This is a genomic window from Edaphobacter sp. 12200R-103, from assembly GCF_010093025.1.
GTDB lineage: Bacteria > Acidobacteriota > Terriglobia > Terriglobales > Acidobacteriaceae > Edaphobacter.
On sequence record NZ_CP048114.1, the window covers coordinates 4,050,599 to 4,072,541 of the forward strand.

General features: G+C 55.4%; 14 protein-coding genes and 1 CRISPR repeat array. Of the genes, 8 read left to right on the plus strand and 6 right to left on the minus strand.

Features of this window, described 5'->3' with window-relative positions; translation table 11 throughout:
• Positions 1-97 precede the first annotated feature (97 nt).
• Entirely contained in the window at positions 98-850 is a 753-nt protein-coding gene (locus GWR55_RS16800) for an SDR family NAD(P)-dependent oxidoreductase (RefSeq protein WP_162403292.1), read from the plus strand.
• A 3-nt stretch (positions 851-853) separates the two neighbouring features.
• Here GWR55_RS16800 and GWR55_RS16805 read toward each other — a convergent pair whose 3' ends face one another.
• Together GWR55_RS16805 and GWR55_RS16810 are read right to left on the minus strand one after the other, a co-directional pair.
• Positions 854-2,176 carry an MFS transporter gene (locus GWR55_RS16805; RefSeq protein ID WP_162403293.1) on the minus strand — a complete coding sequence of 441 codons (1,323 nt, stop codon included), beginning with the start codon at positions 2,174-2,176 and terminating at the stop codon, positions 854-856.
• A gap of 38 nt (positions 2,177-2,214) precedes the next feature.
• Complete coding sequence (locus GWR55_RS16810) at positions 2,215-3,453, minus strand: mandelate racemase/muconate lactonizing enzyme family protein (protein ID WP_162403294.1); 1,239 nt, start codon at positions 3,451-3,453, stop codon at positions 2,215-2,217.
• Positions 3,454-3,713: 260 nt separating this feature from the next.
• Here GWR55_RS16810 and GWR55_RS16815 point away from each other — a divergent pair, with 260 nt between their 5' ends.
• A complete protein-coding gene (locus GWR55_RS16815; RefSeq protein WP_162403295.1) occupies positions 3,714-4,595 on the plus strand; it encodes a 2-dehydro-3-deoxygalactonokinase in 882 nt (293 codons plus the stop codon).
• 11 nt (positions 4,596-4,606) lie between these two features.
• Positions 4,607-5,230: a 2-dehydro-3-deoxy-6-phosphogalactonate aldolase gene (locus tag GWR55_RS16820; protein ID WP_238398481.1), complete on the plus strand. Its 624-nt coding sequence runs from the start codon at positions 4,607-4,609 to the stop codon at positions 5,228-5,230.
• A 562-nt stretch (positions 5,231-5,792) separates the two neighbouring features.
• On the opposite strand, the gene GWR55_RS16825 is transcribed toward GWR55_RS16820, so the two are convergent.
• Positions 5,793-6,977, minus strand: a complete 1,185-nt coding sequence (locus GWR55_RS16825) for an acyltransferase family protein (protein ID WP_238398482.1) — start codon at positions 6,975-6,977, stop codon at positions 5,793-5,795.
• Positions 6,978-7,172: 195 nt separating this feature from the next.
• Here GWR55_RS16825 and GWR55_RS16830 point away from each other — a divergent pair, with 195 nt between their 5' ends.
• The 5 genes from GWR55_RS16830 to GWR55_RS16850 all read left to right on the plus strand — a co-directional run bounded on the left by GWR55_RS16830 (position 7,173) and on the right by GWR55_RS16850 (position 15,513).
• Positions 7,173-8,522, plus strand: coding sequence for a Gfo/Idh/MocA family protein (locus GWR55_RS16830; protein WP_162403296.1), 1,350 nt, complete (start codon positions 7,173-7,175; stop codon positions 8,520-8,522).
• Positions 8,523-9,315: 793 nt separating this feature from the next.
• Entirely contained in the window at positions 9,316-10,095 is a 780-nt protein-coding gene (locus GWR55_RS16835) for an ATP-binding protein (RefSeq protein WP_162403297.1), read from the plus strand.
• Between the two features lie 40 nt (positions 10,096-10,135).
• Complete coding sequence (locus tag GWR55_RS16840) at positions 10,136-11,683, plus strand: sigma-54 dependent transcriptional regulator (RefSeq protein ID WP_238398483.1); 1,548 nt, start codon at positions 10,136-10,138, stop codon at positions 11,681-11,683.
• A 142-nt stretch (positions 11,684-11,825) separates the two neighbouring features.
• Positions 11,826-14,162, plus strand: a complete 2,337-nt coding sequence (locus GWR55_RS16845; protein ID WP_162403298.1) for a DUF1800 family protein — start codon at positions 11,826-11,828, stop codon at positions 14,160-14,162.
• A 10-nt stretch (positions 14,163-14,172) separates the two neighbouring features.
• Positions 14,173-15,513 (plus strand): DUF1501 domain-containing protein, encoded by a 1,341-nt coding sequence (locus GWR55_RS16850; protein ID WP_162403299.1) that lies wholly within the window; start codon positions 14,173-14,175, stop codon positions 15,511-15,513.
• 317 nt (positions 15,514-15,830) lie between these two features.
• A CRISPR array of direct repeats spans positions 15,831-19,767; the repeat unit is 33 nt; unit sequence GTTTCAATCCACGCTGCCCGTGTGGGCAGCGAC.
• 208 nt (positions 19,768-19,975) lie between these two features.
• On the opposite strand, the gene cas2 is transcribed toward GWR55_RS16850, so the two are convergent.
• From cas2 to cas4, 3 genes are read right to left on the minus strand one after another with little or no spacing between them, the layout of a single operon-like run.
• Positions 19,976-20,266: a CRISPR-associated endonuclease Cas2 gene (cas2, locus tag GWR55_RS16880; protein WP_162403300.1), complete on the minus strand. Its 291-nt coding sequence runs from the start codon at positions 20,264-20,266 to the stop codon at positions 19,976-19,978.
• A 4-nt stretch (positions 20,267-20,270) separates the two neighbouring features.
• Positions 20,271-21,302 carry a type I-C CRISPR-associated endonuclease Cas1c gene (gene cas1c / locus GWR55_RS16885; RefSeq protein WP_162403301.1) on the minus strand — a complete coding sequence of 344 codons (1,032 nt, stop codon included), beginning with the start codon at positions 21,300-21,302 and terminating at the stop codon, positions 20,271-20,273.
• Positions 21,303-21,306: 4 nt separating this feature from the next.
• Positions 21,307-21,942 (minus strand): CRISPR-associated protein Cas4, encoded by a 636-nt coding sequence (gene cas4 / locus GWR55_RS16890; RefSeq protein ID WP_162403302.1) that lies wholly within the window; start codon positions 21,940-21,942, stop codon positions 21,307-21,309.
• Position 21,943: the final 1 nt, after the last annotated feature.

Sequence of the window (21,943 nt, forward strand, 5' to 3'; positions counted from 1 at the left end):
CACAATTCGTTTTGAACGAAGAAGGGACGGATTGCCGTCCCTTCTTTATGCTCGTCAAAGCCCTCTCTGGGGTATAACGGATGCGCGGAGAACGAGCGTGAATCAGATCGATCTGAACGGACGGCATGCAATTATCACCGGGGGCGCGCAGGGTATCGGGTACTCCATAGCTCAGAGGTTGTTGGCTTCCGGAGCTTCGGTTTCGTTGTGGGATCGGGACGCGGCGCTTCTCGAGAGCGCATCGGAGAAGCTTCGGATTGCGGGAACGGTGACGGCCGAGGTGGTCGATGTCGCGAATGCAGAAGAGGTCGAAGCTGCCTCTGCTCGTACGACAGAGCGGCATGGGGGGATCGACATTCTGGTGGCGAGCGCAGGGGTCGCCGGGCCCAACTTCAAGACATGGGAATACCCGATTGAGGCCTGGCGTCAGGTGATGGAAATCAATCTCACCGGAACATTTCTGTGCTGTCGTGCGATCGTTCCTGGGATGGTCGCGCGCAACTATGGGCGCATCGTGAATATCGCTTCCATTGCGGGCAAAGAAGGCAATCCTACAGCATCCGGTTATAGTGCGTCGAAGGCCGGCGTGATTGCTCTGACGAAGTCGCTGGGCAAGGAGACTGCGCAGTACGACATTGCGGTGAACTGCATCACTCCGGCTGCAGCGAAGACGCGCATCTTCGATCAGTTGACCCAACAGCACATTGATTTTATGCTCTCGAAGATTCCCCGAGGCCGCTTTCTACAGGTAGAGGAGATCAGCGCGATGGTGGCCTGGCTTGTTTCGGAAGAGAATTCGTTTACAACCGGCGCTGTCTTCGATCTAAGTGGTGGACGCGCGACGTATTAGGTTTTATGGAAGGACAGGGATTGCGTCGTCTTCCGCTGGCGCAAGACTTTGTCCTGGGTCGACCAACAGCCAGGACAGGGCGCCGAACAGAGCGAGTCCCGCTGCCGTGAAGAATGCTGCCTGCCACCCCATGCGAGCGGCGAGAAATGGTGTGAGCGATGTTGCGATAGCGCCGCCGATCTGCGCGCCCATGTTCATGATTCCGGAGACAAGGCCCGCGTATTCTCCTGCAAAATCAGCAGTAATAGCCCAGAAGCAGCTCTGCGAGATGTAAAGCACGCCCGCGCCGAGTGCCAGAACAATGCCTGCAGTGGAGGCCTGTTCTGCACGAGAGCCGATGATGAGCAGCGCCGAGGTGAGAGCCATGGCGAAGAAGGGCAGAATGCAGCGCCCGATGCGAAGGCTGAAGCGTTGCACCAGCCAATCACTGGCGATGCCGCCTCCTATGGCTCCGATGGTCATACCGACAAAGGGCAGGATGGAGTAGACGGCGCTCGTCTTGAGATTGAAACCGCGGGCCTGGGCGAGATAGATGTAGAACCAGCCGAAGAAGACCCAGGCGACATATCCGAAGGCGAAATAACTGAAGGTGAGCGCGAGAATTTCTTTGCTCGAGAAGATATTCCGCCAGGGGATGCTGTGCTTCGTTGCAGTTGAGGCGTGTTTCGGCCCTCGCCCGGCTTGAATGATCGCAAGCTCATGTTCGCTGACCTGCTGATGCTCTTCCGGAGTGTCGCGTGCAGCGAAATACCAGATGATGCCGGCAAGGATGCCGCAGAGCGCGCTGAACCAGAACGATGCTCGCCAGCCGAAGTGCAGGATGATGGCGGTGACGATAGGCGGAGTAAAGCCGGAGCCGGCACCGACTCCGCCGAAGATGATGCCGTTGGCTTTACCGCGCTCGGGTATAGGGAACCAGCGCTCGACGAACTGGCTTGCGGCAGGATACATCGTGGCTTCACCGGCGCCGAGAGCAAAGCGGACGAAGATAAGAATGGCCACGGCGTGGGTGAGGGATGGTGGAACGAGCGTGGTGAGGACGGTGAAGATTCCCCACCACACGACCGCGAAGGTGAGCAGGCGCCGCGAGCCGTAGCGATGTGCAAGCAATCCTGCAGGGACCTGGAAGATGGCGTATCCAATTAAGAAGGCGCTGAAGATCCAGCCGAGATGCGTATTGCTGATTCCGTACTCATGGCCGATCTGGATTCCGGCGATGGAGATGTTGGTGCGATCGAGGTAGGCGACGGAGCTGAGGACGAAGAGCCAGAAGACGAGAAGGTAGCGCACAGGCAAGGCGGTTCCGGTTTTGTGAGGTTGTGTCATGTGCCTTCGAATCTTATTTTCTTTAGCTGCTTCGTTGCCTACCAGTTGGTGATGGACCCGTCGGGACGGAAATACGTCTGCGCTCGGGCAGTTACGGGCTCAGTGATCTCGGCGATCTTTGTCAGTTGCTTGTAGTCCAGCTCCACTCCCAGTCCCGGCCTTTCGTTGGCGTACAGTTTTCCGTCCTTGAAATCCAGGCAGACGGGAAGATGCGGCAAAGTACGACCCTGATAGTTGTATTCCATCAGGACAGGCCCTGGATAGGTGCCAAGGCAGTTGACGAGAGCGGCTGTGGCGATGGGGCCGGTGAAATGCGGAACGATTCCGATGAAGTGGGTTTCACAGAGCGCGGCGATCTTCATCATCTCGGTGATGCCGCCAACGTTGGGAAGGGTGGCGCGCACATAGTCGATGCTGTGATTCTCGACGAGCGAGTTGAAGTCCCAGCGATTGCCCCACTCCTCGCCCGCGGCCAGCGGGACGTTCACTTTGCCGCGCAGAATAGGAAGATCCTGCAGGAATGCTTCGGCACGGACGGGATCTTCAACAAAGAGCGGGTTGTACTCTTCGATGAGATTGCAGCCGCGGATGGCATCGGCCAGATCGAAGCGCTGATGGAAGTCAATGCACCAGTCGCCGTTTGGTCCTACACCTTCGCGGACCTGTTCACACTCTTCGCGGACCTTGTTGATCCGTTCGCGGGTGTTGAAGGTGGTGTTCGCGGGAGCATCGGCTGCTCCAAAACGAAAGGCGCGGTAGCCAGCGTCGACGGTGAGGCGGGCGCGCTCTTTGATCGGAGTGCTGCTGGTGATGCCGGGAATGATGCCGGCGGTGTTGTAGCACTCGACATGCTTGCGGACCATTCCGCCGAGAATCTCGTGGACGGGCAGTTTAAGCACCTTGCCCTTGATGTCCCACAGCGCCAGATCGAGCGCGCCGATGGCGTCCGTCTTCTCGCGTCCGGCTGGATAGAAGAAGGCGCGATTCATATCCTGCCAGAGCTGTTCGATGTACTGCGGGTCGCGTCCGATGAGCCTGCCGGCGGATTGCGACAGTGTGTCCTTTGATCCGCCTTCGCCGATCCCGGTGATCCCGGCGTCGGTTTCAATCGTTACGACGACATCGCTCTGATTAAAGAGCGGATTGGGATTTGGAGGCAGATAGGCACGGACGCGCGTGATCTTCATCTTCGGCAGAGAAGCAAAGGCGGGAAGACTGCCTGTAGCGGCTGTGAGTGCCGTCGCGGAGAGGGATTGAAGGAAGGATCGTCGATTCATTGGAGGCTTGCTCCTGCCATTTGAGAATTATCGCGATGTGCAGCCGGGGCTTCCATTTCAGGAGGATGCGTCGCGAAAACAAGATAAATGATGAAGGCCGCGAAGAGGAGCAAAGAAAGGGAAATGATTGTGCGCCACTCCAGAAGACAATGCGGCAGCGTTGAGTTGAAGCCCATTGAGTGGGCAGGCTTGCAGAAGTCCTCTAAAACCGATGAGATGTTGCTATGGGTTTATTGGCGCGGGGGTTGAGGAGGGAAGGATTGATCGGAGTCGACTGGGGTACAACGAACTTTCGCGCGTTTCGCTTCGATGTCGCGGGGCAGGTGATGGAGCGACGAACGTATCCCGTTGGAATCCTCAACGTGAAGGCCGGGGAGTTCGCAGAGACGTTGCAGGAGAAGGTGGGCGACTGGATCGCCGATGGCGAGCGGCGTGTGCTGCTGTCAGGCATGGTGGGAAGCCGTCAAGGATGGGTGGAGGCCGGCTACCTTCCATGCCCCGCGACGCTTCATGATCTTGCCAGGGCCGTCATAAGCGTTCCTTTTTCGGATGCCCACGTCCTGTTGATTCCCGGGGTGCGGAGTAAAGATTCCACCGGTGTTCCTGAGGTAATGCGGGGAGAAGAGACGGAAGTGATGGGCATTGCCGAGTGGCATGGGGGCTCGAAGCTGGTATGCATGCCGGGCACGCATACAAAGTGGATTGAGCTGGAGGCGCAATCTATCGTGAGGTTCCAAACCTGCATGACGGGTGATCTATTTGCCGCCCTGCGCAAAGAAACAATTCTCTCAAAGCTGATGCGCGGAGAAGGTATGCCAGATGAGGAAGGATTCTTTCGTGGTGTTGAGCGATCTGCCGATGCAGGCGGCCTGCTGCATCATCTCTTCGGTGCGCGCGCTCTGACGTTGACGGGTGGTCTTAAAGAAGAGGCTGCGGCTTCTTATCTGTCGGGGTTGTTGATAGGCCATGAGGTTCGTTCCATGATGCCGCTGAATGCCAGCGTTCATCTGGTTGGCGCAGCGCAGCTATGCGACTTATATCGACGAGCGATCGGGGCTTGTGGCGGTGCGGCTACTATGGAAGATGAAGAGGCTGCGGCACGGGGACTTGCGGCTATTGGCGGGAGGGTGGATTGGAGATAGCGAATCTCGATTTGAGGAGCTGGCTGCAGCAGTGTCCGGTGATCGCGATTCTGCGAGGCATCAGGCCGGATGAGGCAGAATCGATCGTCTATGCGCTGGAAGAGGCGGGCATAAGGATCGTCGAGGTGCCACTGAACTCGCCCGATCCTCTGCAGAGTATCGCCACGCTGGCGCGAGTGTTTGGAGATCGCATGCTGGTGGGTGCGGGTACGCTGACGGACGGCGTCCAGGTTACGGATGTAGCGCGCGCCGGAGGGAGGCTGATCGTTACTCCACATGCTGACCTGTCTATCGTTCATGCTGCGAAGGAGTCCGGCCTCATCGCGGTGCCAGGATTCTTCAATCCCACAGAAGCGTTCGCGTTGCTAAAGGCAGGGGCCGACGCGATTAAATTGTTTCCTGCCGAGGTGGTGGGGCCGCCCATGCTGAAGGCCTTGCGGGCTGTTCTGCCAAACGATGCAATCGTAATTCCGGTTGGCGGGATTGATGCCGGCAGCATTCCCGGGTGGAAGGCGGCTGGAGCGGACGGTTTTGGGGCAGGGGCTTCTCTCTACAGGCCGGGTGATGACGCAGAGACGGTACGGCGAAAGGCGATGGCCCTGCTTCATTCTGCGCGGAACGCCCCATCGACCTGAGTCAGAGCATTCGGCACGATCCACCGGTTCCGCCAGAAGAGATGACTTTCCGCCTCCCGAGCATCCAGACAATATGACATGCGAACAGGAAATGCTGACGCCTCCTTATGTTGACGATTGTTGTGAGGGCTTGACCAGTAAACATGCGGTGTGCCAAATAGTTTGGCGTCCGTATAATCGCGCCGGCATGGACGGGAAGGTCGTCGATAACTGACCTGACTAACTTAGAAATTTGCGTAAGCTGACGCGAATTGACGAGTATCTGCGAATTCTCGTGAGGTGGCGGAGGATCCAGTCTTGAGCGAACCGCTCTCCGGTTGAATTCCCGTTAGCAGGGAAAATAACAGCGATTTTTGGGATTTCTGTCTCGCAAATGGTCTCGGAATATCCACTTATATTACTGAATACTTAGGGTTTATTCCGTAATATCCGGTCTGGAGCGAAAAACAACAGGGAATTGCTTTTAGGTATTAGGGAATTGAATTTGGCTAACAGGGGAAACTAATGGCTTTCCTCCCAAATTTGGCGCGTTCTCCCCTTTCATTGTTTCAGTCCGGACAAATCAGATTCGCAGTAAGATCTTTTGGCGATACATCCAGTAAAGCGCGCTCCAGTAGATCAGCAGTGTTAGGCCACCTAACACGAGCGGCTCAAGACCTGCGCCCAGCAGATAGAGCACTCGATCTCCCAGATGAGTGTGGAGAGAGGACTCGACGAAGTCCTCCCACAGATGCGCGATCAGATATGCGGCGATGGAGTTCATGCCGATGACGACAAGCGGGAAGGCTAGCCTACCATGGCCCTGCACATCAATGAGCCATGAGAAGGCTGCAAGAAGATAGAAGCACAGACCTCCGCTGAAGAGAGTCCAAGCTGGCGTCCATATGCGTTTGACGATCGGGTTGATGCCCAGCACGTGAAGCAGGATACCGGCGCCCACAAGAGAGGTTCCCGCAATAAGGAAGCGGCGGAAGGGAATCTGAGATGGACTCTCGATGAGCCAACGTCCCGCGGCGAGGCCAAGCAGCATGGTTCCTAACGTGGGGATGAAGCTGAGGGTGAGATAGCCGCCGGGGTTATAGAGAAACGGTGAGGTACGCGGAAATAAATTGAGGAACCAGACGTCGAATGCCTGGCCGAGGTTGACATTCTTGTTCCAGTGCGCGGCGAATCCGTGGAGGAGATGAGTGTGCCATTCGGATGGAACGCCGACGGTGGCGTAGTCGAAGTTTGCGAGGGGCAGAGGGTAGATGGCCCATGCGAGCCAGTATGCGAAGAGGATGGCGCCGAAGGCCACCCATTGCCATCGGGGGCGGCAGAAGGCGAGCAGGAAGGCGAAGGTGTAACCCATGCCGATCTGCGTAAGCGTGTCTTCGAAGGTGAAGTAGGTGATGGGCCGGTGGATGGAGCGGAGAAAGATTCCAAGGGCGATGAGGACGATGCTGCGGACGATGGTGTGCGCGAGGCTGTGGGCGAAGGTCTCGCCTTTTTTCTGCCGGCTGCGGATGGAGTATGGAAGGGCCACTCCGACAAGGAAGGTGAACGATGGCTGGATCAGATCGTGTAGGCCAAACCATGTCCATTCGACGTGTGTCTGGTTGAAGGCAAGGATGTGCCAGAAGGTGCTATTCGGATAGGCGCGCGCAACCTGGGAAAAATGGAGAACCTCGGCCATCATCAGCAGCATCACCAGGCCGCGATAGGCATCCACGGCCACGTTGCGTTTTGGCTTTACCTGATCCGGCACGGGAGAGTCGATGTCACACCGCCTGCGTCTCTACGCGAAAAGATTCTGTACTTGCCCCTGTTACTTTAGGCCAGATCGGCTCGCGAGCAAACAGAATAAGAGTATCGCCTACACTCCTTCGATCTTTTCAGGCCAGTGGCGGCTTGCGCTCGTTCTATGATGATCTGCGATAAAGAAGAAGCTGGGGAGAATGTGATGAAGAAGAACGATACTGGATTGCTGTCACGAAGAGGCTTTCTGCAGCTGGGCGCGACAACCGCAATCGCAACGCATGCGCTGGCAATGGCTCCGGCGGCGCCAGCGTCGCAAAAGACGATGGCAGAGGTGCCGTTTCGGAAACGCGAGCCGCGCCTGGGCCTGATTGGCACAGGGGGCCGGGGAACGTCATTGCTGAAGAACCTGCTGGGCGCGGATGCGCAGATCGTGGGACTTTGCGACGTGGTCGCCGAAAAGGCAAAGGCAGCCCAGGTTCTGGTGACCAAGGCGGGCCAGAAGAGCCCGGCGCTTTACACCGAGGGACCTCATGACTACCAGAAAATGCTACAGCATGAGGACATCGACTTCGTCGTAGTGGCGACCCCGTGGATATGGCATGCGGAGATGGCCGTCTATGCCATGGAGCATGGCAAGGATGTCGCGGTAGAGGTGCCTGCGGTGAGGACAATCGCCGACTGCTGGCGCATCGTAGATACCTCGGAGCGCACGCGCCGGCATTGCATGATGCTGGAGAACTGTTGCTATGGGTACAACGAGACGCTCGTACTGCGGATGATTCATGCCGGATTATTCGGCGATCTTTTGTATGGCGAAGGAGCGTATCTTCACGACCTGCGGGAGGAGCTGTTTTCCAACGCCGGAGAAGGCTTGTGGAGACGCACGGAACACACGCTGCGAAACGGCAATCTGTATCCCACCCACGGATTGGGGCCGGTAGCGAACTATATGGGGATTCAGCGTGGCGACATGTTTGCCTATATGGTGTCAATGAGCTCGCCGCAGCGCGGGCTGGATGTGTTTCGTGCGAAGCATGTGAAGGCGGGCGATCCTCGGCTTTCGGAGAAGTATGTGACCGGCGACATGAATACATCGCTGATCAAGACTGCGAAGGGTCTGACGATCACGGTGAAACACAACGTGTCCTCGCCTCGTCCGTACGATCGCGTCAACCAGATTGCGGGCACTGAGGGAATGTTCGAAGACTATCCGCCCCGGCTTTACCTCGACGGCCAGAACACGGACGAGTCATGGGGCACGCTGGACAAGTGGAAACAGTACGAGCATCCACTGTGGAAGAAGGAAGGCGAGGTCGCGCGCAAGATGGGCGGCCACGGAGGCATGGACTACATCATGCTATATCGGCTGCTCCAATGCGTGCGCCAGGGGATGGCCCCTGATATGGATGTGTACGATGCAGCGGCGTGGTCGAGCGTCGCGGAGCTAAGCGTGAAGTCAGTGAGCCAGGGAAGCGCTCCAATGGAATTCCCAGATTTTACGCGCGGACTCTGGCGGTCGCGGCCCTTCTCGGCCATCTGTACGATGGCCTAGCAGTTCCACATTTAGGAGATTGGCAAGGCCACTTATCTCAGCGAGCCGGCCTAAATTATTCTCGATCGAATCGAAACATCGCCTGTCGACCTAGCTCCGACATCATGAAAAAATCGATGATCGGGAGAAGAGTTAGAAGCTGAATTATCGGCTGCAAAAGTACAGTAGCATAGGCACAAAAATGAAACCTGTTTTTCGGCGCCCAGTCGACATACCGCGTGGTTGCGAGAATTCAATTTCTTTGGCCTTACGGCAACTATGACGGAACCGAAAAGATAACTAAAGTATGTGGCGCATGTGCGAACTGCGAAAGTCGACATGTTTGGCCACACCGCTGATACTCGCTCATCAGTTAGTAGGCAAAAGTCTTGTATATCCACACCCAATCGTTTGGGCCGGTAAATCGGCCCTTCTTTTTTCCGCTGATTAGGTGAATCATTTTGGACGTGGAGGCTATACCGGCAGCCTTCCCAATAGCTTGGCGCGGGTCACATCACCGCTTAGGTACAAAAGCATCTGCCACTTTAGTGGTGCAAATGTTTACGTGCCTGCCAAAAAACGGTATATGGACATTCCCATTTCGCCGATTTTATCGGCTGCGCGCTGTTGAATGACAGTACCGCAATGACAGTCGGATGAAGGTGTTTCAATTTGGGAAAGCCCCAAGAAAAACGCTTGCGCAGTACTCTCCGACACGTTACTAAAGTATGTATACAAGAGAAAAACTCGCTACAAGTGGGAAAGTTATTCCCTTTAGAGCGAAAAATTTCTAACCCCTTGCGGAGTTTACCAAATGCAGCCATCGCAGAGTTTCACGGCTATCCAAGGTCTTGGTGTTAGTGGATTCAACGAACCTCTCCTCCAGTCCGATCAACAGCAGTCTTTATTTTCGTTGGGCCCTAGCTCTCTTGAAGGTGCGAGGCTCGCCCATGATGCGGGAAATCTGTTGGGCGCACTCAGTCTATATGCAGAATTGCTTGCATCTCCAGGTGTGCTCTCAAAACGATATCGCTCCTACGCAAATGAGATAAAAATCTTGGCGGATCGTAGTAATGCATTAATCGAGCGGCTTGCTGGCTACAGGCGAGATTCTGCTCGCATGCCGGAGAAAGTTGTTCTTCCCAATTTGATAGAGAATTACAGCGGCCTATTGACCGCAATCATCGGACGTCCAATAGAAATCGTAATTGGCCCTCTTTCTGATCAAATACTTGCTGTTTCCAATGAAGTCGTCGAACGCGTGCTTCTAAATCTCGCAAAGAATGCAGCGTCCGCCACACCTCCCTCGGGCAACATAACCATAGCTGTGGAGGGTGGGCGGACGTGTCACTCAAGCGGTCAGGGGCACGTTCTCATGACAGTTACGGACGAAGGCTCTGGGATGAGTCGCGAAAAATTGCGAACATTATTTGAATCTGCTCCCTCAAAAGATGGGACTGGCCGTGGCCTTGGGCTCCAAATCGTCCGTGAGTTGGTTGAGGGATCTGGTGGCTATCTAGAGATTCAAAGCCATCCGGGTCGGGGCACTAAAGCCTCCGTGAAGTGGTTTACTCGCCGCATCGATGCGGCATAGAAGCAAACCATATACTGCCAGCAAATCATGGAGAATCTGAATGCATGTGTTCGATACTGAAGAATTGAAAATGGGAGGCCTTTCGAAGGTTTTCTTCGACATTGATGCGGAAAATATCGCGGGCTTGGAATATATCAAAAAGCCTTTCGCAAAAAGCGAAGTCTTACGTATCTTGATTGTCGATGATGACACCCAAATACGAAGAGCTTGCTGCCAGATATTGAAAGCCAAGGGCGCACAAATAATCGGTGCTGGTACGCTATCTGAGGCTGAAGCAATGATGAGAAAACAAGATATCGATCTTGTTCTGTTGGATCTGAAGCTCCCTGACGGGGGCGGACTCACCCTCCTCGAAAAAATCAAGGTTCTCTATCCAGATACGGCAGTAGTCGTGATGACTGCGTTCGCGACGGTATCGTCGGCTGTTGAAGCGATGCGAATCGGAGCACGGGACTACTTAACAAAACCGTTTTCCTTACAGGAGTTGACTGCGGTCTTAGAAAGAGCGGGGCAGAGAGCAATATTTGATCAGCAGAGCAGATTGCTAAGAAAGAAGCTGAATTCTCATGAAGAAACAAACATTCTCATGGGTAACGCGCCAGAGATGGGAAAACTTCATCGCTTAATTTCCAGGGTAACTTTTTCCACGCATCCCGTTCTGATTCTTGGTGAAAGTGGAACAGGCAAGGATGCTGTAGCAAGAGCAATTCACTTCAATGGCCCAAATGCGGCCAAGCCATTTGTCGCGCTAGATTGCTGTACCGCATCCCAGAGCAGCATAGAGACCGATCTATTCGGTGGGAATGTAAATATGCATGCGGCGCGGAATCAGAGCAAAACTGGCATGCTAGCCAATCCCGAGGGTGGAACTTTGTTCCTGGATGAGATTGGCGAACTTTCGCTCGAAATACAGGCAAAGCTCGTGCGTGTTTTACAAGAGAAGGAAATCCGCCTAGGTGGATCACGCGCAATTTCCCTTTCAGTGCGCGTGCTGGCAGCGACAAACCGAAATCTAGCTTCAATGGTTGAACAGGGAAAATTTAGGAAGGACCTCTTCTTCCGTTTGAATGTCGTCAGTATGCGAATTCCCCCCTTGCGCGAACGGCGGGAAGATATTCTGCTGTTAGCTACCCACTTCTTGGCAAAAAACGAGCATCCGAGTGATCTATCGCGTAGCCTATCCGATCATGCGCTAAATGCAATGCTTGAATACGACTGGCCAGGAAATATAAGAGAGCTTGTTAGTTCAATCGAGCACGCCTGCGCAGTCTCGCGAGAAGCAGTTATCGACCTTGGCGACATGCCGACCAACCTTCAACAAGTCGGACTGGCGCGACTCGGTGAAGAACAGGTTTGCTCCGAATTGAAAAACGCTGAAGGCCATACGAATAATGGGGATGCCACAACGCTTGGTGACGAGATAATCACGATTTCGGAGATGGAGAAACGAGCAATCCTAGAGACCATCCAACGATTGAATGGCGATAAGCTACTGGCAGCCAAACTTCTGGGCATTGGGAAGACCACACTTTATCGCAAGCTGAGGGAGTATGGAATAGGAGAATTGATCCCCAACATACTTGCATGAGAAAGTGCCGAGGAAAATTGATCTACGCTTGCCCAAAATAGCACCTACGGGCTCGGTGAGATGTCCGAGATCAACACTTTCGTAACGAGCATAGCGTTGGAAGCGAGTCCTTTCCGTTTAAGGTTGACCGATATGTCCATACATGTGGACTGGTATCGGCAAGACAGCGGAAAGCTTCCGTGAAGCAAAAAGACCTTTTTGGCCTACGTCGCTTGTCATCGTGGCGTATGTAGCAGTGTTGATGGGGTTGAACGGCTGTGGAAGCCATAATGCGGGTCAATCTACTTCTCTTGCAATCTCTTCCACGAGCAATGCCGTTCGCGCAGGTGATACGATCTCATTCTCCGTGCAGGAAAGTGATGGATCATCTGGACAGTGGAAAGTTCTTGGACCTGCGGCAAATGGCAGGATCGATCAAAGTGGCCTTTTTCATGCACCCGATGCGGTACCACAGCCATCTACAGTCACCGTAAGTTACACGTTAAATGACAAAACCGTCACTCATGCTGTTCAGATACTTAACCCCGTCCCTGTCATTAATAGCGTTTCTCCAAATAGTGTTCGGACAGCCTTTAGCAACATCTCAATTACCGGACAAAAGTTTGTTGTCGGAGCACAGGTTTTGGTCAATGGCCTAGCCGTACCTACGACTTTTGTTAACTCGGGAAACCTTCAGGCCACGATAGCTGTTGGGGATTCGCAATCGCCTCTTAATCTCACCGTGAGCAATCCGGAGCCAGGGCGAAGTACCAGTTCCCCTATCACGCTGCCCGTCGCTTTGCAGCCGATTGCTATATCGCCAGCGGTAGTGACTAGTGGGGCAGTCTCAGTAAACATTTCAGGCATAAGCTTCTCGAATGACATAGCGGCGACTCTCGATGATAGACCGCTCCTGCTCAAGGCCGCCTCTGACAGTGCAATCTCTGCTATGGGATTTATTCCCCCATGGCATTCAGGTGCCACTACAGCACGGGTCTATTCGAAGAGTACGGGAGTCGAAGTTGCGACGATACCGCTTTCAATTACCCCGGCTGCGGTACCTTTCGATACAGCAGCGCGGTTCCTGACACAAGCTGGATTCGGTCCTCGCCCCGATCTTATCCAGCACGTCCAGACAATTGGGCTAGATGCTTATATCACCGAACAGCAATCAATGCCCGTGCAACCTTATACCTCAGCCGACTCGGGTATCATATCGATCATTAAACGTTCCGTGATGGGGCCTAATCCGCTTCGTATGCGCGTAGCTTGGGCGCTGCAAAGCTTTTTGGTGCGCAGTGGCATATCTCAGCAGGGCACAAACTTTCCCTTCGAGCAAAAAATGGAAGCCGACTCAACGGGAAATTTTAGAGATGTATTAACAGATGTGGCATCTGACACATCGATAGCTATGATGCTTACCCTAGCGGGCAATGCCGTCCCAAAAGATCCCGCTCAGCATCCCAATCAAAATTTTGCGCGCGAGCTTCTCCAACTCTTCTCGATAGGATCCTATCTTCTAAATGACGATGGAACCATCCAGACAAGCCCCGATGGCTCCCCAGTTCCCGCGTATGATCAAACGACAATTCTTGAGCTAAGTCGAGTGTTCACAGGCTGGAATTACGGGCCGCCTGTTAATTCTGACTACACGTTCTATGGAATAGACTGGAGCGCTCCTCTTGTTGCAAATGAAGCTCAGCATGATAAGGGCCAGAAAGTGCTTTTTGGTAATGTCCTCATCCCTGCCGGCCAATCCGCTGAACAAGATCGTAAGATGGCCCTGGATGCAGTGTTTGCCCACCCGAATCTGCCTCCGTTCATAAGTAGGATTCTTATCCAGCGCCTAGTCAAGAGTGATCCGACTCCTCAGTATGTGAAACGAGTCGCGGACGTTTTCAGAGATAACGGGCGTGGCATCCGGGGCGATCTAGCCGCCGTTGTCAGGGCGATTCTGCTGGATCCTGAGGCTCGCGCTGGAGATGACGATAATGGAGTATCTCCCTCAGACGGCTTCTTGCAAGAACCGTATTTATTTCAGCTTTTCGTAATGAACATTACTGGCTGGACAGACTCAGACGCACAGCCGGCATATCTGCCCTGCAAACTACAGGAGTGCGTCTTTTCACCAACGACGGTATTCGGTTTTTATAACCCTTCTCACCGAATCCCCGGAACCACTATAAACAGCCCTGAATTCCAGCTTTTGAATGACGTCAGCCTTGTCAATCGGAGTCAAGCGTTATGGGGAATTCTTACAGGGCAGCAACGAGGATTTCGGCAGATATCTAATGCCGCCTGGCTGCTCCAAAATTTCCCAGATATTCCTGATCTTGTAGATGCGCTAAATCACATTGCCTACCACGGAAGAATGTCGACGGAAGAACAGCAGCTAATCGTGAGCTACTGCAATCAGCTTCAGACGACCGATCCACTTCTTCCTGCGGAATCCGCTATATTTTTAGCGCTAAATGCCGATAACTTTACGGTGACGCATTAGGAGTTGATTCATGATGACGCGTAGAGATCTTATAAAGCTCGGTACTCGTGCGGGTATAACAGCTGCAACCTTGCCACTTTGGTCAAACGAGATTTGTGCGAGGGCCTTTGCACAGCTGTCTTCGTCCCAATATAAGGCTGTGGTCGTCATCCATTTGAATGGTGGAAACGATGGAAATAATACGGTGGTGCCGTTAGCGACAGCCACATACAACCAATATTCGCTTCTGAGGGGGAGGGTGGCTTTACCGCAATCCGCCCTGATTCCTCTAAACGGGACAGACAACTCCGGTTTCAGTACCGTTGGAATGCATCCAGCACTCATTAATATTGCTAAACGATTCAACCAAAACCAAGCACTCGTGGTCGCAAATGTAGGGCCAATAGTGAAGAAGCTGACAAAGGATGAGCTAGTAAACAGCGATTCTCTCCAGCCTCAAGGGCTCTTTTCACACCCTGTAGGGTTAGCACAGTGGCAAGGCTCTACAACTGTGGCGCTTCCAGATACAGGCTGGGGAGGGCGCATAGCGGATATTTATTCAGGCCGATCCGGTGGCCTTCCGCCAGCCTTCACTGCCTCAGGTAGTTGTCTATTTACGGTGGGTCGGACAGTTCAAGGTGTAGCAATACAGGCACAAGCGGAAAGTGGAGGAGCCATTGCCATTCCTGCGGCGCTACAAGCCGCGGTTAGAACGCTTGCTCAAGCCGATGTGAATAGCGACAATCTCATTGTCGCTCAGGTGGCTCGCTTAAGGGAGTCTTCAATGGCCGAGCAGTCTATCTTGTCACAAGCTTCTCAATATGGTTCACAACTAGCTGCGAAGTTCTCTACGACCGCACTCGGAGCGAGCATGAAAATGATTGCTCAAATTATTAATGGCCGCAGCATCATCGGTGCATCTCGACAGCTGTTCTATTGTGTTCAGGAAGGCTATGATCAGCATGGGCAGTTGCTCAACAACCAGGCCAAGACCCTTGCTGACCTCGACATGAATGTTGGCGCATTTATGAATGCTCTGGATGAAATGGGTCTCACAAATCAAGTCATGATTTGTACACATTCGGATTTCAATCGAACCATGCAGAGCAACATCAATTTGGGGACAGACCATGGGTGGGGTAATCATCAGATACTTCTGGGCGGAGGAATCAATGGTGGTCGCATCCTTGGTGATTTTCCTGACCTCGAATTAGGAGGCAACTCCGACTTCGGGACGCAGGGCCTCTGGATTCCTACAACATCTGTCACACAGATGACCGCCGGAATCGGTTCTTGGATGGGGTTGAACGACGACCAACTGGACTCCGTCTTTCCAGACCTCAAAAACTTTTCTGACTATTTACGATATTGATGACGTTATAGCGTGACGGCTTAATGAAGGACGTGGTAATTCATGCCCAGAAATCATGTCAGCAAAGCGCAATTTTGACCGGAAAAGGGAGAAAGACGCTATCTGTGCAACTGTTCATGAATGTTGAACTGGCAAGGATAAAAAATTAGGATCAGTTTTTCTTGACTCTTTGCCCGAGCAGAGCGTCACTGGATTCAAATCACTCTTCGGAGAGGGAATGAGTCCTACAACTGAAATACTTGAATGCCTGCCTTCGCTTGACCGAGCCGACCTACTGAATCTCTGGAAGAACAGTTTTGGACGACCGGCAGCGCCTGGTCTAAATCCACGCTGCCCGCGTGGGCAGCGACTCTTGCTGTAGTCGTTGCCAATATAAAGGTTCCATCGTTTCAATCCACGCTGCCCGTGTGGGCAGCGACCAACAGCGCGATGCGATTCAGTCGGCGCATAAGCAGTTTCAATCCACGCTGCCCGTGTGGGCAGCGACAGTGCCGAGATCAACGCGTCGGCATCGCCTTCATAGTTTCAATCCACGCTGCCCGTGTGGGCAGCGACTCAACGATGCGATCGCCGCCTGGACCAAAGCCAAGTTTCAATCCACGCTGCCCGTGTGGGCAGCGACGCCGACGCTGTCGCATGAGACCGGTATCCCCTTCGTTTCAATCCACGCTGCCCGTGTGGGCAGCGACCGCAGGAAGCGGGTAGCTCGGCAGTCAGCAACCTGTTTCAATCCACGCTGCCCGTGTGGGCAGCGACCCTCAGTCTTCAATTCGTTCATCGTGCGCCTCCAAGGTTTCAATCCACGCTGCCCGTGTGGGCAGCGACCCAACTCTCCTCTTCTGGCCATGGTATCGGGCAGTTTCAATCCACGCTGCCCGTGTGGGCAGCGACAATTAGTACAAGGTGACGCTTATAACCAGCGCCGGGTTTCAATCCACGCTGCCCGTGTGGGCAGCGACGCGGTGAGCAATATCGAGTGGACGCAGGAGACGTGGTTTCAATCCACGCTGCCCGTGTGGGCAGCGACCCTGAAACAGCCCCGTGACGATCACGGGCGCTTCGTGTTTCAATCCACGCTGCCCGTGTGGGCAGCGACACTCGCATTGCGCGATGATTTTGACTTGGACCTTGTTTCAATCCACGCTGCCCGTGTGGGCAGCGACGCTTCTGGAGCATGCACAATCCTCCGCTCGAGAGTGTTTCAATCCACGCTGCCCGTGTGGGCAGCGACCTCTTAATCCGGCCTATCCCAGCTTCGATTCAGAGTTTCAATCCACGCTGCCCGTGTGGGCAGCGACATGGAAAGCAGAATGCACCCCTCGCTCTCACTGTGTTTCAATCCACGCTGCCCGTGTGGGCAGCGACGCAGAGGAGCACGTCGAACTTCAGCTTGCGCACATGTTTCAATCCACGCTGCCCGTGTGGGCAGCGACTGCCGGTGAGCGGAATCTGCGGCGGCGACTGGCATGTTTCAATCCACGCTGCCCGTGTGGGCAGCGACTCGCCGCCCTCGGCGCAATCGCTGGATCCACCGAGTTTCAATCCACGCTGCCCGTGTGGGCAGCGACCAAAACCGCCGACCCGATATCATCGTGTGCTGATGTTTCAATCCACGCTGCCCGTGTGGGCAGCGACCGTGTCTGCGGGTCGCTCAAAACGATAGTTACCGGGTTTCAATCCACGCTGCCCGTGTGGGCAGCGACGTCCAGCAACCAGCACGCTTCAAAATATGCTTCAGTTTCAATCCACGCTGCCCGTGTGGGCAGCGACGCGTCGCTCCGACATCAGACAAACCCCTTTTCGGGTGTTTCAATCCACGCTGCCCGTGTGGGCAGCGACTGAGAGGAGGAGCGGTGACGGAAGAGACGACGGTGTTTCAATCCACGCTGCCCGTGTGGGCAGCGACCCCGCCTTCAATTCGTTCATCGTGCGCCTCCAAAGTTTCAATCCACGCTGCCCGTGTGGGCAGCGACGCGCGTCTTCCCTGTAACGGTCACAAAAGCTAAGTTTCAATCCACGCTGCCCGTGTGGGCAGCGACTCTGTTCAACACGCCAACGGTTCACTAGACAAAAGTTTCAATCCACGCTGCCCATGTGGGCAGCGACAGGATCGTGACGGTTCGCAGAAAGATTGCGAAAAATGTTTCAATCCACGCTGCCCGTGTGGGCAGCGACGCAGGAGCGGGATCGGAAAAGACCTTGGGCAACGATGTTTCAATCCACGCTGCCCGTGTGGGCAGCGACCTGCTCTTGCGTTGGATGTGAGGTCTATCCCATGTTTCAATCCACGCTGCCCGTGTGGGCAGCGACCGTGGTCATTACCTCTAGCCGGTGCGCCAGCATGTTTCAATCCACGCTGCCCGTGTGGGCAGCGACCGCGACCACGCTGGATGGAGGTAATTGAGTTTGCGTTTCAATCCACGCTGCCCGTGTGGGCAGCGACAGTCGGCCTACTGGTGGTCTGCGATGTATCAGCAGTTTCAATCCACGCTGCCCGTGTGGGCAGCGACGGAAACGCAGATGCGTAAGCCGCTCATCACCTTTGTTTCAATCCACGCTGCCCGTGTGGGCAGCGACCCGGACGCTTCTGCACCCCCTGCTGCTCCCAAGCTGTTTCAATCCACGCTGCCCGTGTGGGCAGCGACGATTCTTGCCGTGGATGCGTTTATGGACTACGAGTTTCAATCCACGCTGCCCGTGTGGGCAGCGACGGTGACCTAACATCATCGCCGCCGGCAAAGCTAAGTTTCAATCCACGCTGCCCGTGTGGGCAGCGACACTTGCCGAAAATGCGGTCATAGAGAGATATGGCGTTTCAATCCACGCTGCCCGTGTGGGCAGCGACCGAGGCTTGTACGCAGGCAGCAAAGTCTTGCGCAGAGTTTCAATCCACGCTGCCCGTGTGGGCAGCGACGATTGGTCGATGACCGCCTTGGAGCTGGAGAGCGTTTCAATCCACGCTGCCCGTGTGGGCAGCGACACTGATCGCCCTCGTCGATAGACCACACCTGAGGGTTTCAATCCACGCTGCCCGTGTGGGCAGCGACAAGCGCGAAGCTTGGCATGGGAGTAGGAGCTGGGTTTCAATCCACGCTGCCCGTGTGGGCAGCGACCCAGCCTCAAGGTCATCCTTCCCAACGTCACCATGTTTCAATCCACGCTGCCCGTGTGGGCAGCGACAGTGAATCTTCTTGTTTCCGCGCCGGGCGATGATGTTTCAATCCACGCTGCCCGTGTGGGCAGCGACCAGTCGATCACTCGCTCTATGAGGTCTATAGGAAGTTTCAATCCACGCTGCCCGTGTGGGCAGCGACCTGCACCGCGTCGATCATGCCCTGTCGTACCAGCGTTTCAATCCACGCTGCCCGTGTGGGCAGCGACGCCGGGCACGGAATCTTTCCCTTCGCCGGAATCAGTTTCAATCCACGCTGCCCGTGTGGGCAGCGACGGCCGTCGCGTTCCTGGTCTGGTCGCCGTCCAACAGTTTCAATCCACGCTGCCCGTGTGGGCAGCGACGGCCGTCGCGTTCCTGGTCTGGTCGCCGTCCAACAGTTTCAATCCACGCTGCCCGTGTGGGCAGCGACGCTGCATATCCGTCTTTAGTGCCATTCTGGGTCAGTTTCAATCCACGCTGCCCGTGTGGGCAGCGACCCTTCAATCCGCGCTGTGCTGATTGAGGACAAGGCGTTTCAATCCACGCTGCCCGTGTGGGCAGCGACCGCTACACGGCGCACGGGACCAGCGTCATGCTGGAGTTTCAATCCACGCTGCCCGTGTGGGCAGCGACTACATGGCACGATCAGCGTACTCGACGATGGTCGTTTCAATCCACGCTGCCCGTGTGGGCAGCGACAGGTCTGCGGCTGAATCCGTGGCGGTAGTGCCTGTGTTTCAATCCACGCTGCCCGTGTGGGCAGCGACGTGGAGGCCGCAGGGTCGCGTGAAGTTGCATCCGTTTCAATCCACGCTGCCCGTGTGGGCAGCGACGCTGTATGGACACTCCGCTCCGAATCGCTCGTGAGTTTCAATCCACGCTGCCCGTGTGGGCAGCGACAAGAGCATGACCGCACCGCAGGCTACACTCTTTTGTTTCAATCCACGCTGCCCGTGTGGGCAGCGACGACCTCGTGCGTCATGTACTTCCACAGTTTGCGGTTTCAATCCACGCTGCCCGTGTGGGCAGCGACTCGGTAAGGTTCTGCATGGGCTGGCTACGGCTGGGTTTCAATCCACGCTGCCCGTGTGGGCAGCGACAGCGCTGGAGCTAAGTTCGTCTGCGCATGCTTTTAGCATGTCATATTCGCGGAAGGTACTCCAGTGGAGGAAGGGCAGTACGTCAATTTCCGTTTACCGCGCTAAGCAGAACACAGGAAACGACTTCTGACCTCCGCGAACCTCCCAATGTTTCTGCGATCGCTTCCGGTTCGCGCAGAGCCCTTTGCGTGTCTCTCGAAGGAGCGGCTTAGAGGATGAGGGGGCCTTGCGGATCGTAGGAAGGTTTAGCGCCGACGTGCTCGACGCGCCGTTTCCACTCGTTGCCAAGAAAGTAGAAGCGGAGACTGTCTTCTGTGGGCAAGATCTCTGCAAGCAAATCTGCTCGGAAGCGGACCCATTGCGCTGCGTCGACCAGACACTCGAAGACGGAGTTCTGGACGCGCTGCCCGCGATCTTCGCATAAACGCGCAACACGGCGCAAGCGTCGCCGCCCAGCTTCATCGCTTGTACTTACGTCATAGCTGACCAATACAAGCATTCCGTTATCTCCAAAGAAAAGCGGGATAGGCGTCCAGCCCACCGCGAATGTAGCGGGCCAACAGGAGTGCCTGCGTATATGGAATGAGACCCAGCGGGATACGTTCTCCAAGGAATGGATGCTCGATCTCTTCCTGCTTACGCACTTGCCATGCTGCAACGATCTGCTTACGTGTTGGCTCCTCCAGAAGAGTAGCGCCGCTGTCCTGCACAGTGAAACCAGAGGCTTGCACCTGCCGTCGATTGATGAGGGTCAGCGCAAGGCGATCAGCCAATGGTGAGCGTAGCTCTTCCATTAGATCCAGCGCGAGGCTGGGCCTGCCGGGGCGGTCAGCATGGAGGAAACCTATCGCGGGATCGAGACCGACGCTTTCCAATGCCGACTCAATATCGTGCCGGAGCAAGGCGTAGATAAAGCTGAGTAATGCATTTGTGCGGTCCAATGGTGGACGCCGGGAGCGGCCTTGAAAGGCGAAGGCATCGCGATCGCCGTTGATCATGGCGTCGAAGGCAGAGAAGTACTCCTGTCCAGCAAGCCCCTCGTGCCCTCGTGCGATGTCGATGCCGGCTGCGCGCGAGGCATCAAGGCCGATCCACTGCAAACGTTTTGCCGCGTTGCGGAGGGTTTCGCTCCGCTGTGGATCAGAGGCTTCTCGCGCGCCCCGCAGCAGTACAGTACGGCTATTGGCAATCTTCGCGGTGACAATCATGCGAACCGTTGGCAATGCTCCATCGGCGCCATCGCACAGCCGGTATTGCTGCCGGCGCAGCAAAACGTTGCCAGAGACAGGGCCCTGGACTCGCGCAAGAAAGCGGCCCTGTTCAGTAAGAAAGGAGATACCGACCCCGCTTTCGCAGCAGAGCGACAGCACAGGAGGGGAGCATGAGACCTGACCCCAGCAGACCAGGCCCTCGAGTGTGTGGACGGGAATGCGAAGTCTGCTTTCCTGGCCAAGTTTGACGGAGATAGTTTCGCCGTCACGGTGCAAGTAAGCTCCTTGCGTCATGACATGCAACGTGTTCAGGAGCTTGCGCATGAGGTTACTCCTCGGACTGCAGAGATCGAAGTTGAGCCGCTCGCCAGCGGTCTTCTATCGCGAGGCGACCGGTAGCCTGGGGCAGACATAGATCGTTGAGGGAGCAGTTGCGGCAGTGTGGCCCCTGGATCGCGGCGGGTGTGATGCGGCTGCGGTACAGCCTGTGCATTTCGTGGGTCAGCTCCTCGGTGCGCGAACGTAACTGTGAGGAAAACGTAACCTCCATGCGCCGTCGAGGCTCTCCATAGAAGATGGCGCCTACGGGCACATCGGTCTGGAGCATCTCTTCGAGGCAGAGGGCTTGCGCACAAAGCTGTACCAGGTCGCAGTCATTGGGCTTGCGCTTGCCGCGCTTGTATTCGACGGGAAAGGGCTGAGGGTGGAACTCGACGATATCGGCACGGCCAGAGAGGCCAAGCTTGCGGCTCTCCAGGAGCATGCCGCGTACCGTGCGAAGATCATGACGCCGTGTCTGGCCGGGCAGGTCTGCGCGTTCATGCAACAGGTGGCCTTCGGCTGTCAGGCGATTGTCGGCCCAGGCATGTTCCAGATGGATAAGAGCCCACTGCCGGGGGCAGAAGGCAAGGTGCTGCAGCCCGCTGATTGGAAGAGACTCGTCGCGCCGCAGCTCTGGTTGCATG